Origin of the sequence: Acinetobacter sp. ABJ_C5_2 (assembly GCF_044538485.1) — a bacterium.
GTDB lineage: Bacteria > Pseudomonadota > Gammaproteobacteria > Pseudomonadales > Moraxellaceae > Acinetobacter > Acinetobacter nosocomialis_A.
In genome coordinates, this window is the sequence record NZ_JBIUCS010000002.1 from 395,749 (window position 1) to 407,772 (window position 12,024).

Sequence of the window (12,024 nt, forward strand, 5' to 3'; positions counted from 1 at the left end):
GCTAAAAACTCATAAAATCAATCCGTTTGATGATAATTCAACCGCTTTGATCACTGCGCGAGCTTTTATTTGGGTTTCATTCCACTCAGATTCTGGATTTGAGTCGGCAACGAGCCCTGCTCCAGCTTGCACATACACTTTTTTATCGCGAATAACGCAAGTACGGATTGCAATCGACATATCCATTTCACCATGCCAACCTAAATATCCTACTGCTCCACCAAAGACACCTCGTTTCACAGGCTCTACTTCATCAATAATTTCCATTGCACGAATTTTTGGGGCGCCCGATAACGTTCCTGCTGGGAATGTCGCTTTAAACACGTCAAGCGCGTCGATATCATCACGCACTTCGCCTTGTACATTTGAAACAATATGCATGACATGTGAATAGCGTTCAATCACCATTTGATCCGTTACTTGGACCTTACCTATTTTTGATACGCGTCCCACATCATTTCGACCAAGATCAATCAACATTAAATGTTCAGCAATCTCTTTTTCGTCAGAAAGCAAATCTTTTTCCAGAGCAATATCTTCTTCTTTAGTTTTGCCGCGTGGTCTGGTTCCCGCTAAAGGCCGAACTGTAGCAATGCCATTTTCTAAACGAGATAAAATTTCTGGTGAAGAACCAACAATATGAAATGGTTTCTTATCAGTAATCGTTTGCCCTTGAACTAAAAATAGATAAGGCGAAGGATTTAAATGACGTAATGCACGGTAAACCTGTAAGGCTTCACCATCAAAATCAGAAACCATGCGCTGCCCTGGAACAACCTGCATCACATCACCAGCACGGATGTATTCTTTAACTTTTTCTACTGTCTCTAAGAATTTTGCTTTACCAGTAATAGATTCAAAATGAGGAGGTGTATGTGGCTTCGCTTGTAAACTGACTGGTGTAGCCAATAGTTGTTCTAATTGATCTAATTTTTGCTGTGCATCAGCATAGGCATTACTCTGCTCTGCATCCGCATGAACAATTAAAAATAACGTATCTTTAAGATTGTCAAAAACGATAACTGTTTTTGAAAGCATCAACCATAAATCTGGAAGCGTAATTGGATCGGCTGTAGGGACATTCTTTAAACGTGGCTCGATATAACGGACTGCGTCATAGCCCAAATAACCTACTAATCCGCCAGTAAAGGTTGGCAAATCCGGTAAGAGCTCGGCTGGAGGTACCTTAAATTGTTTTTGGAATTCACGAATGTATTGGAACGGATCTAGACAATCTTGTTGTGTAATTGACCCATCAGCACGCTGTATAGATAAAACACCAGCATTGCAGGAAAAAACTGTCGATTCACCCAATCCGATCATAGAGTAGCGCGCCCAATTCTCTCCACCCTCAACCGACTCAAATAAATAAGCTTGTGTTTGGTCTTTAAAGCGGGCAAAAACTGATAATGGGGTTTCTGTATCTGCCAAGCGTTGGCGATAAACTGGAATAGTGTTGTAGCCAGCAGCCTTAAGTTGCTCAAATTGCGCTAATGTTGTCATGAATCATCTCTAATATGGTTTCGATTTAAAAGTGTGTTTTTCTAGATTCGATTTAGACACGCCATCGAAAAACCATACGCTTATTCATTCTTATCTCCATTTTCTTCATTAGACAATTAACTCAGCAAGACTATCAACAACTTGCTGAGGTTGGCAATCATAGATATTTTCTCCATGATTATAGCCATAGCTAACCACAATACAATCAATTCCGGCACGGCGTGCAGCTTCAATATCATTACTTGAGTCACCAATCATTAACGATTGTGAAGCAGATGTTTTTAGGCTTTCCATGCAATGTAATAATGGCAGTGGGTGTGGTTTTCTTTCAGGTAAGCTATCTCCTCCAAGTACAACTTGGAAATAAGGAGAAAGCTCTAATGCATCTAGTAACCCTTGAGCAAGTTTGACAGGCTTATTGGTCACACATGCCATTTTAATATTCAAAGTTTGGCAATGTTTTAAAAATTCAGGTACACCAGGGTAAATTTGAGTATTCACACAAAGCTCTGCACCATATATGTCTAGAAACTTTTGCAGTAAAATTTTATGTTGTTCAGCATCTAGTTTCCCAAACAAATGAAGCAAGACACTTTCACAAAGTTTTGAAGCACCCTTACCTACCCATTCACGTATTTGTGCTTCTGTTACTAATGGCCAACCGAGTGTTTGCAGACTTAAATTCATAGACCGATATAAATCGGCAGCGGAATCCACCAAGGTTCCATCCAGATCAAATAAAATTAAATCGCGCTTACTTAGTTGTGCAACAGACATTTTCTTCTACTCAAAATTAAAAAGGCATGCGTTTAGCATGCCTTGATTGTAAAAGCACCAACGAATTATTTAAAGAATAACCATGCTAATACAGCCAAAATCACTAAAATAATAATAGTGATTAAACCAACCGAAGCATTCTTCTGCTGCTCTTTTTCTTCAGCAACACGAGAAACAGGCTCATCAAAAGTAACAGGTGATGGTTGTTTTACATTGACATCCACACCCTCTGGAATAGGTGCAGGCTTTGGTATAGAAACATTCTGCGGCATACCATCGCGGCGAACTTCTGTTTCTGCAGCACGCTCTGCAAGGCTTGGCATTCCTAGATCACTTAAGTCTTGTGTTGGTGCAGCAGTTTGCACTGGTTCCGCTTCGATTTCAGGTAAATCGATATTTTCTTGAGCAGGGGCTAAAACTGAGAATTTAAAACTAGCAAACTGAACAATATCTCCATCATGAAGCTGTTTTTCTTGCTCAATACGAATATCGTTTACAAACGTACCATTTGATGAATTAAGGTCTTGCACCCATAGCAATTGGTCTTTTAAAAGCAACGCTGCATGGCGACGTGAAATTTCAGCGGCTTGTAATAGCAAATCGGCATCTTGGTGACGTCCCACCAACATATCACGATCAACACTAATTTCTTGACCAGTAAATTCACCAGTAATTGCTTGTAGTTTCCAAGTCATGCCTATGTCCTATTCATTTTTTATCAATCATAACATGCTACTACGGCGCTGTGCTTGGACGCAGTGTCGTAGTTGTTACTGTATTTTTAGTTCGATTCACTTCTGGATCAGGTAACTGCAAGGTTTGCTTTTGAACTGCTGGCTCTACTGCTACTGGGGTTATTACCGTCGTACTTTTTCCCCCTGAAGGAACCTGTTGATATTTTTTTGGCTGAGAAGCAACACTCGGCGGGGTCATTTTTTGATTATAAATATCATCGACCTGCTCAGGCAATTTTGCGAAATTACCATTTTTATCCATTGCTAATTGCAAACTATACAGCTGATTATAGCGCTGCTGAGATAGACGACGGACATCATTTGCATCACCCACAATTGTTGGGTGAATAAAAACGAGAAGGTTCCGTTTTACATTGCTTCTGTTATCTGATCGAAACAATCGTCCAACATAGGGAATATTACTCAATCCAGGTATGCCTTGACGGCTAAACTCAAGATCATCTGAAACCAGACCACCTAAAACTACTGTCTGGCCATGTTCAGCCAATACAGCCGTTTTAATAGCACGCTTATTGGTAATTAAATCTGCTGCTTGCCCTTTATTTGCTTGTACATTCGAAACTTCCTGTTCAACCTCAAGACGAACCGTACCATTTTCACCTATATGAGGTATAACTTTTAAAGTTACCCCTACATCTTTACGCTCTACCGTCGTATAAGGATTTACTGTTCCCGCTGATCCCGTCGAGACAGAACCTGTTACAAAAGGAACATTCTGACCTACAACAATATAAGCTTCTTCATTATCCATTGTCACAATAGATGGAGTAGAAAGTAGGTTTGATTTTGTATTGGTTTTGAGGGCTTGAATTAGTGCGCCGTATGCTTTACGAGAATTTTCAAAATTTCCTAAAGCCAGAGTTGCTCCATCTCCCCCGTTTTTACCTTTTGCAATCGCGGATGCAGCTCCAGCCGAACCACCCGATAAATAACCAGCAGCGATAGAAGATAAACTCGCCCCTACATTACTAAAGCTAAGTAAACCAATCCCACTAGATAAATCACCGAGTGCCCATTGAATTCCAAGTTGATCTGCATCATCTCCAGAAACTTCAATAATTGCAGCCTCGATAAGTACTTGTTGGCGACGAACATCAAGCTGTTGAATCGCTGATTCAATTTCACGCATTAATTGTGGATCAGCCTTAACAACCAATGAGTTTTGGGCACTATCTGCAATAATGCTTACACCATTTTGGCTAAAGCTAGAGATATTGTTCTGATTATTATTGTTTGAATTACCATTTAGGTTAATTGATGGAGTAGATATTGAACTACCATTTGAACCCGATGTATTTGAACTAGAGTTCTGGTTATTCCCAATCAAATTATTCATCGAATTCGATGAGTTAGATGAATTCTTATTGTTACTCGATGAAGATACTGCCTGACCAGTGACTAAACCCTGTAAAATTTCTGACAAGCTTTTAGCACTTGCGTATTTCAGACGGAAAACTTTTAAACCACCTAAACGATCAGCAGAAGGCACATCCAGCATTTCAATCATGTGGCGAATGCGCTTACGTGTTCCTGGGTCGCCTTTGACTAAAATACGGTTGGTTCGATTATCGGCAATAATACGAATACGAGCACCACTGAAATCTTTCGATGCTCCTGTTGCACTCATCGCTTCAAGTTGAGTGATAATTTCTTCTGCTTGGCTCGACTGAAGGTTGATCGCTTCAATATCGTTCTGCCCAGTTCCGTCTAAGTTACGGATAATATTTTCAAGCTGATAGATATTTGCCGCGCGGTCCGAAACAATTAGTGCATTAGTCCCTGCAATCGCAGCCATATGCGCAAATTGAGGCATTAAAGGGCGCAGTGCTGGAATTAAGTCATTTGGATTGGTATTTTCAAGCCAAATCACTCGTGTAACGATTTGATCACCGCGAACCTTATTTCGAGAATCGTAAGGAATTCCTGAGTTTTTAACATTGCTATCTGGTACAAGCTTAATCGTATTACCAGAAGGAATCGCAACTACCCCATTTACATTTAAAACCCCAAGAAATAGGTCATAAACCTCATCTTTATTTAATGGTTTATTCGAAATGACTGTGACATTACCACGCACTCTTGGATCTACAGCGAAGTTCTTTCCTGTAATGTCTGCAACTTCATTAATAAAGGCAGTTAAGTCAGCATCACGTAAATTGATCTTCCATGTTTGGGCATAGGCACTGCTACTCACTGTCGCAATCAATGGGGCTGCTGCAAGTAATGCCCAAAGTGGACGTTGATGATTCAATAAAGCCATAACTCGCGATATTTCCTAACTCTTATGGTGACGTGTTATCACTAAAAATTTTGTTGTATGGTCATCACTTGATCACCACGTTTTATTTCTATTTTCACTTGTCCTGCTCTACGAGCTTGTTCAAGTAATTGCACATCCGTTTGCCCTTGCCCAACCGTTTGACCATTTAAAGAGACAATTCGATCGCCAGGCCTTAAACCTAACTGATTTCTAAGCGCAGACGGTGTACGTTCTGTAACTTCATAACCTTCACTTGAGTTGCCACTGACCCCCATATCTTTGAGGTACTGCTCTCGGTTACCTTGCATCTGCTGAATCGCTTGTCCCAGGGCCTGTTGGGTCGTATTTACAGGTGCCGTAGGTTGCGACGGTGTAGCAGCAGGTTGTTGTTGTGAAGCATCTGGCGTCATAGGTTGATATAAACCATTTGGCAAACCTTTAAACTCAAGTTCGCGAGTACTGCCATTTCCTTGACGCAATACCACATGATCCCAATAAACTTCTGCCAGTTGGTAAGAAGTAGAACCAATAGTTTCACCAACTCGATAACGCTCAGCAGTATTATCAATTTTAATAACAGCTGAAGAAAAGCGGTTTGGATAACCCACCATCACGCCTTGTAATTCTAAATTCACATTTTCCTGAGCCGCATTGGCAGAAGGTTCATTAAAAAGTGAAAAAGTACTAATGTTTGGTATTTGTGGTTGCTGGGAACCGAGTTCTACCCGATCAAACTGCATCATTTGTGGAGGAGCAATCACCAACCAAAAAAATGAAGCCAATTTCCAACACAACCATAAAATTAAAATGGCTAAGACGACTACACTGAGTCGATCTAATTTTTGCCATTGTAATTGCTGTAATTTATCAAGCCACGCTTTCATTAGTTACCACCTTGTAACAATGGTTGGCGAGAACTAATGACAAAAGTATCTAAACCAGCTTTTCCGTCATAAGATGGAACGTTAAGCAATAAACGCTGTGTGAGTTGAACATCAAGCATCATATTGGCATCAAGTAAAAGATTCGCCATTTTTTGATTTCGCTGATCACGGATGTCAACTTGTAGCTGTCCATTGTGGTCAGCCAACTGCCCACTTAAAGAAGGCATATTCATACGATCTTGACGATCACCAATATTATAAACTAATGCTCCGCCACCCCAATGCAATTGTCCATCAACCGCTGCAAAGCCCTGCTCTTTTTTATAATTAAATTGGATATCTTTAAGTTGAATACTATTTACAGGCCATTGCCAGTTCACAATCTGCTTCAGTGTTTCTGGAGCAACTTGACCATTCATATTTCTTACAATTACTTTTTTGCCAAAACCATATGCCATGATTCCTGCTAATTGCGTATTACCACTATGAATATCAACATCTGCAGCAAAGCGTAATAAAAGTAAATCTAGCGGTCTGGTTTTCCAATGGATGGTTCCTCGTAAAGCACCACGATGCCAGTCAGCTTGCCCCTGCCAGATATTGCCACTTACATTATGGACAGTTTGATTATTCTTTGAAAATTTAGAGATAAGCCAAGTCGCCGGAATCTGTAAAATAATAAAAATTAAAAATGCAATGAGGGCAAAAAACCACCACTTCCATTGCTTAGACTTTTTCTTCATTCAGCCTTACCAACATGCAAATTATCGTCCTTATATGAGAGTTCCTCTCTAGTCTGACATTATGCATACTTTTTCAACATCGCCAATTCACTTCATATAAAAAAACCAAGCAATCAGGCTTGGCGTCTTCTTAAAGACTATAAGTTGTACGTATGACAAAATCATGAAAATTGACGATTGATCTTACTAAATGCAAATTTAGTCTCAACAATGTATTCATTTAGGAATTCAAACACTTTATTGAATACTTCATTTTTAAAATAAAAGTTTTAATTTTTTTTTAAAATAAAAAAGCCAAGCTAAATCGCTTGGCTTTTTAAGAGGCAATACAATTAGATTAAGAAATCTTCAAGTTTTGCACCTTTTTCAATTTCAGCAACTAACCAACGTGGTTGTTTACCGCGACCAGTCCAAGTCTCTTCAGAGTTGTTTTTGTTACGGTAGCGTGGCTCTACAGATTTACGTGTTGTTTTTTTACGTTTTTGAGCACCAAACTCAAGAAGTTGTTCAACACTAAAACCTACATTTTCTGCAATCTCGATAATTTGATTATAAGCATCTTCGATTGCTTGATCTTTTTTGCTTGCAATTAAAGCTTCTGCTTCTTCTTGTAAGCGTTTTAACTCTTCAACAGATAATTCACTAATATCCGGTTTCATTAATAAATACTCCAGTCTTACAGACAATTCGAATAATACAGACAAAATTTAAAAACATTAAATCATAACCAATAGTATTTATAATCTATTCAATAAGCAATAGTTTGAAAGACAAGTTCGTCAGAATAATGCTATAAATTTACTTTTTAATTACATTAATAATTATAATTGAAATATATTTTCTTAATATTTATTTAAGCTAAATGTATTAAGTCATGTCCTACTGATTTTTCTAATTCAATAATTTTACTTTTTACTTCATTTGGTATTTCACATTTTAATCCTGTCATTTTATCTATACAGACCATTACAGCTTCACCTGTAGCAACGACTTGCTGCTGTGCCTCACTCCATAATATATAAGCCATACGGAATGCGCTATTGCGCATCTCCTCTACACGAACACCTACTTTTAATACATCTGGATAAAACACGGGTTTTAAATATTTGCACTGACTTGAAGCAACAACAGTATATATATTTGGGGTCAATATATTTACATTTTCCATATATAAAATACGTGAGCTTTCAATATATCTATAATACTGTACATTATTGACATGACCAAAAGCATCCATATCTCCCCATGCTACTTTCTGGTCGTATATTACAGGGTAGACAGACAGTTCTTTCATTTTTACCTCAAATTTTAAATTTTAAAAAATTCGTATCATTTTCAAAGATTAGGTTTAACTGTTTGATTAACTCATCATCTTCTTTTAAGGTTGATTTAATACGTAAATAGCTCATTAAAATATTATCTGGGTATAAACTTAATAATATTTCTGCTTCAGCTTGACGCTCAGTTGCCATGTAAACATGCCATTTTGCAAATGTTAAAACCGGCAAACTCATATATTGAGATTCAAATTGATTAATCTTTTCCTCAACATCCGCATAGTCAGGAACCTGCTTAAGCAATTGTTGCTGGAACCACAAATAAAACACTTCTGGATCAAATTGCTCTTTGAGAAGATGCAAAGTTAATGTTTCATGCTGAATACTCATTTCCGGCATACGCGCCAAGAGTTTTAGCCATAGTAATTTACTGCTATAAGGTCGAGTTTGAATTTCAGACTCTAAATCTAGATAGCGCTGTTGCAGTGCATGTAAGTCATCAACTGAAGCTTGATCGAACTGTTGAAGAAGTTGCTGTAACCATAAATCACGATGCTCAGCGTCTAATAATCCATATTTCATCGAACGCAAATATAACCATGGTTGCTGTAAAGCAAGCTGTCCCCATAACGCAGTTAATCGCTGTTGATATGCTGTCTCGATCTCTTCAAGCCACGGCGATAATTGATGCTGATATAAAAACTCAAGATGAGTTAACGCGCGCTCAGCTTCATTTTGAGCTAAAAATATTTCAATACGCTGTAATTCTGCCAATTCAAAAGCCATAGGTGGAGATTGATCCAAAGCATCTAATGCTTTTTGATAATCTCCACTTAAAACCAAGAATTTGGCATCAATAATATTTTTTAAAAGTCCTGACTGGGTAAAAACCCGCTCGATAAAGACGCGTTGGTCTTCGGCAGCTTCTAATAGCCAGACGATACCTAATTGCTCATAAGGATGAAGATTTTTAAACTGAAAAATATTTTCTCTTTTTCTTTGTTCACGAGAAGAATAACGTTTAATCCACAGCCATATTAACTGAGCAATAAAACTCATCACGACAAAAGTAAGGACTAATCCCCACACATTTGTTTGCAATTGCAATTGGCGCCAGTAGATATAGACATAACCCATACCGTAGCCATAGCTCAATAAAGCTAAGGCCGCAAAAAGTACCAAGCTAATGACAAGATAGACCCATAGGAGATGTTTCATATGTCCTCCTTATGAGCCAAGTAAGCCAAGAGTCGATAGTTTAGGCACAGGCACGATAGATAAGTGAGACACTTTAGCAATACGATTTTTCAACTGCTGACTGGTCGCATCTGGCATTTCATTTAATTTCTGCATTACTGATTGCAGCTCATTTTGATACTCTGCCATTTTTCCTTGATTTAATGCCTGCTCAGCAATTAATAATCTTAATTGCACCTCTTTCAGCACCACACTTCGATTCATTAAATTAATAGACGGCGTTTCTACTTTTTCAATACGGAACCACTTCTTCCACCAAGATACTGACTCGGATTGATCCATCTCAAGCTTAGGCCGAGCCAATGCTTGCTGAATATTTTTATCAATAGTTTGTAGTAAATCATCAATCAATTGATGACGCTGGTTTTGAGCAATTACGTATTGTTGTATGGCCTGTTTATCCTGTTCAATTGCCTGATTTAAGCTGTGTTGCAATGCTGGGGCAATTTCATATTGAGGCAAGGACTGTTGTAGTTGAGTTAAATGATCCACCGCATAAATAAACTGTTGTTGATCAATCGCAAATTGAATTAAATCTAATTTTTGCTTAATGACTACCGTTGGCGTAATACCAGAATGAATAATCTCATTATTTATTGAAGGTGCTGTTTGAACATCACTACTCGGCTGCTGTATTTGTCTTTTTAAAGCCACCAATTGATCATTCAAATTGGCATATTGTTGTTCCGATTGCAGTAAACTTTGCTGAAGCTCTGGAACAGTACGAGAAATTTGCCACATATCGTAACTGAGCTTAGCCAACCAAGCGATGCTCAGCAAAATGATGATAGAAACAAGTTTTCTCATACAAATCCTTATAATGCCTGAATGTGATGAATCATCCCCGAAGGCGATAAATTTTCAAGTTGAATAATGTGAAAATGAGCCTGTTGCTGATCGCGATATTTTTTAACAAGTTGGAAAAGACGTGGTCCTAAAACCAAATATACACAATCAGGTTGTACATTATTTTTTAAACAAAGCTCTAACCAATATTTCCAGCTTGCCTCACTGGTAATTAAGACAAGCCATTTTTCTAAATTATAATTTGAATTCTGTGTCAGATGTTTGAATGTTGAATATGAAACTTCTGGGCACTGCCGATGATATAAAACAAAATTTAAAATCTGAATTCCTTGCTGTTGCAAAGTATCCATCATAAATTGGCGGCCGCCTTCTCCCCTCCAAAAAGCCACGCTACCCGTTTGCGGCATATTATAGAAAATAGGTAGACTAAGCATACCCTCGGAAGTTTCCACATCCGGAACATGCGCGTCAATTCCATATTCATGGAGACGATTCGCCGTGGCTTGTCCGACCGCAATCCACTGAATATGTTTTAAGTCATCTAGCTTTAAACCACTTTGCGTTAAGTACTGCATACCTACTTCAACAGCAGTAGGACTCACAACTACTATAGCTTGTGCCCCGACTAGCTGTTGATAGAGTTGAAAGAGTGATTCTGAAAAAGGTTGAGCAACCAGTTCTAAAAGAGGTAAAGACTCGACCTGATACCCCTTATTTTGCAAAGCTTCCGTTAATTCAGCTGCACGTGAGTCAGGTCGGGTATTAATAAACAACATGGCTTTAGTAAAGAGCCTTTAATAAATCGCCAGCACCTTGTTCAAGTAAGTTTCGAGCAAGGTTCTCACCTAACTGCTGAGCATTATAAGCTTCATCTGTCATTTCAGCACGTAATAATGTTTGCCCATCAGGACTTCCGACGCGACCTTCAATATGAATTTTGCCATCTTGTAAGGTTGCATAACCTGCAATCGGTACCTGACAACCACCTTCAAGATAGGCATTAAATGCACGCTCAGCACGTACACACACATCAGTCTCTGGATGTAAAAGAGGCTGTATTAAAGCTAGTACTTCTTGGTCATCTGCACGGCATTCCAAACCAAGAGCACCCTGTCCAACAGCAGGCAAGCTTACATTTGGCTCGATACAATGACGAATACGTTGTTCTAACCCTAAACGTTTCAAACCAGCGCTCGCCAAAATAATCGCGTCGTATTGACCATCATCTAGTTTAGATAGACGAGTTCCAACATTGCCGCGCAAATCAATAATTTGTAGATCTGGACGTTGTTTTAAAATTTGTGATTTACGACGTAAGCTTGATGTGCCAACTCTAGCTCCTTGCGGTAAGTCAGCAAATTTTTCAAAAGTATTTGAAACAAAAGCATCTAATGGGTCTTCACGTTCGCAAATAACTGCCAAAGTTAAACCTTCTGGTAGTGCCATTGGCACATCTTTCATTGAATGTACAGCAAGGTCCGCGCGACCATCTAAAAGAGCAGCTTCCAACTCTTTAACGAACAAACCTTTACCACCAATTTTTGCTAAAGGTGTATCTAAAATTTTATCGCCCTGTGTGACAAACTTGACCAGCTCTACCGTTAAATCCGGGTGAAGCTCCTGTAAACGGGCACGAATATGTTCTGCCTGCCAAAGAGCAAGTGGGCTTTGTCGTGTAGCAATTTTCAAGGTTTTCATAAATTCAAGCATGGGCTGGTCAAACAATACACCCTAAACTTAACTTGATCCCTTAAAATTGCA

12 protein-coding genes are annotated in these 12,024 nt (G+C 38.8%); all 12 read right to left on the reverse strand.

Annotation, left to right across the window (positions count from 1 at the left end):
* Window positions 1-9: 9 nt before the first annotated feature.
* The gene (gene trpE / locus ACH8JV_RS04535; RefSeq protein WP_396519919.1) at window positions 10-1,503 is read right to left on the reverse strand and encodes an anthranilate synthase component I; all 1,494 of its coding nucleotides are present in this window, start codon (window positions 1,501-1,503) and stop codon (window positions 10-12) included.
* 108 nt (window positions 1,504-1,611) lie between these two features.
* Entirely contained in the window at window positions 1,612-2,280 is a 669-nt protein-coding gene (locus ACH8JV_RS04540) for a phosphoglycolate phosphatase (protein WP_396519921.1), read from the reverse strand.
* A 65-nt stretch (window positions 2,281-2,345) separates the two neighbouring features.
* Window positions 2,346-2,975, reverse strand: coding sequence for an FHA domain-containing protein (locus tag ACH8JV_RS04545; RefSeq protein ID WP_016805439.1), 630 nt, complete (start codon window positions 2,973-2,975; stop codon window positions 2,346-2,348).
* A gap of 40 nt (window positions 2,976-3,015) precedes the next feature.
* Window positions 3,016-5,295 carry a type II secretion system secretin GspD gene (gspD, locus tag ACH8JV_RS04550; protein ID WP_396519923.1) on the reverse strand — a complete coding sequence of 760 codons (2,280 nt, stop codon included), beginning with the start codon at window positions 5,293-5,295 and terminating at the stop codon, window positions 3,016-3,018.
* 41 nt (window positions 5,296-5,336) lie between these two features.
* Window positions 5,337-6,179, reverse strand: a complete 843-nt coding sequence (locus tag ACH8JV_RS04555) for a type II secretion system protein N (RefSeq protein ID WP_396519925.1) — start codon at window positions 6,177-6,179, stop codon at window positions 5,337-5,339.
* Entirely contained in the window at window positions 6,179-6,922 is a 744-nt protein-coding gene (gspN, locus tag ACH8JV_RS04560) for a type II secretion system protein N (protein WP_004710896.1), read from the reverse strand. The genes ACH8JV_RS04555 and gspN overlap by 1 nt, the downstream gene beginning before the upstream one ends.
* A 332-nt stretch (window positions 6,923-7,254) precedes the next feature.
* Window positions 7,255-7,581, reverse strand: coding sequence for an H-NS family nucleoid-associated regulatory protein (locus ACH8JV_RS04565; RefSeq protein WP_002053185.1), 327 nt, complete (start codon window positions 7,579-7,581; stop codon window positions 7,255-7,257).
* 194 nt (window positions 7,582-7,775) lie between these two features.
* Window positions 7,776-8,216, reverse strand: a complete 441-nt coding sequence (locus tag ACH8JV_RS04570; RefSeq protein ID WP_396519928.1) for an acyl-CoA thioesterase — start codon at window positions 8,214-8,216, stop codon at window positions 7,776-7,778.
* Window positions 8,217-8,223: 7 nt separating this feature from the next.
* Window positions 8,224-9,417, reverse strand: a complete 1,194-nt coding sequence (locus ACH8JV_RS04575) for a heme biosynthesis protein HemY (protein WP_396519930.1) — start codon at window positions 9,415-9,417, stop codon at window positions 8,224-8,226.
* A gap of 9 nt (window positions 9,418-9,426) precedes the next feature.
* Window positions 9,427-10,263, reverse strand: coding sequence for a hypothetical protein (locus ACH8JV_RS04580; protein ID WP_396519932.1), 837 nt, complete (start codon window positions 10,261-10,263; stop codon window positions 9,427-9,429).
* A gap of 8 nt (window positions 10,264-10,271) precedes the next feature.
* The gene (locus tag ACH8JV_RS04585) at window positions 10,272-11,039 is read right to left on the reverse strand and encodes a uroporphyrinogen-III synthase (RefSeq protein WP_396519934.1); all 768 of its coding nucleotides are present in this window, start codon (window positions 11,037-11,039) and stop codon (window positions 10,272-10,274) included.
* Window positions 11,040-11,043: 4 nt separating this feature from the next.
* Window positions 11,044-11,961, reverse strand: a complete 918-nt coding sequence (gene hemC, locus ACH8JV_RS04590) for a hydroxymethylbilane synthase (protein WP_396519936.1) — start codon at window positions 11,959-11,961, stop codon at window positions 11,044-11,046.
* Window positions 11,962-12,024: the final 63 nt, after the last annotated feature.

What these genes read in the sequence shown, in the direction of transcription:
- trpE (WP_396519919.1), bottom strand. Translation starts at nt 1,503, where the DNA reads ATGACAACATTAGCGCAATTTGAGCAACTTAAGGCTGCTGGCTACAAC.
- ACH8JV_RS04540 (WP_396519921.1), bottom strand. Translation starts at nt 2,280, where the DNA reads ATGTCTGTTGCACAACTAAGTAAGCGCGATTTAATTTTATTTGATCTG.
- ACH8JV_RS04545 (WP_016805439.1), bottom strand. Translation starts at nt 2,975, where the DNA reads ATGACTTGGAAACTACAAGCAATTACTGGTGAATTTACTGGTCAAGAA.
- gspD (WP_396519923.1), bottom strand. Translation starts at nt 5,295, where the DNA reads ATGGCTTTATTGAATCATCAACGTCCACTTTGGGCATTACTTGCAGCA.
- ACH8JV_RS04555 (WP_396519925.1), bottom strand. Translation starts at nt 6,179, where the DNA reads ATGAAAGCGTGGCTTGATAAATTACAGCAATTACAATGGCAAAAATTA.
- gspN (WP_004710896.1), bottom strand. Translation starts at nt 6,922, where the DNA reads ATGAAGAAAAAGTCTAAGCAATGGAAGTGGTGGTTTTTTGCCCTCATT.
- ACH8JV_RS04565 (WP_002053185.1), bottom strand. Translation starts at nt 7,581, where the DNA reads ATGAAACCGGATATTAGTGAATTATCTGTTGAAGAGTTAAAACGCTTA.
- ACH8JV_RS04570 (WP_396519928.1), bottom strand. Translation starts at nt 8,216, where the DNA reads ATGAAAGAACTGTCTGTCTACCCTGTAATATACGACCAGAAAGTAGCA.
- ACH8JV_RS04575 (WP_396519930.1), bottom strand. Translation starts at nt 9,417, where the DNA reads ATGAAACATCTCCTATGGGTCTATCTTGTCATTAGCTTGGTACTTTTT.
- ACH8JV_RS04580 (WP_396519932.1), bottom strand. Translation starts at nt 10,263, where the DNA reads ATGAGAAAACTTGTTTCTATCATCATTTTGCTGAGCATCGCTTGGTTG.
- ACH8JV_RS04585 (WP_396519934.1), bottom strand. Translation starts at nt 11,039, where the DNA reads ATGTTGTTTATTAATACCCGACCTGACTCACGTGCAGCTGAATTAACG.
- hemC (WP_396519936.1), bottom strand. Translation starts at nt 11,961, where the DNA reads ATGAAAACCTTGAAAATTGCTACACGACAAAGCCCACTTGCTCTTTGG.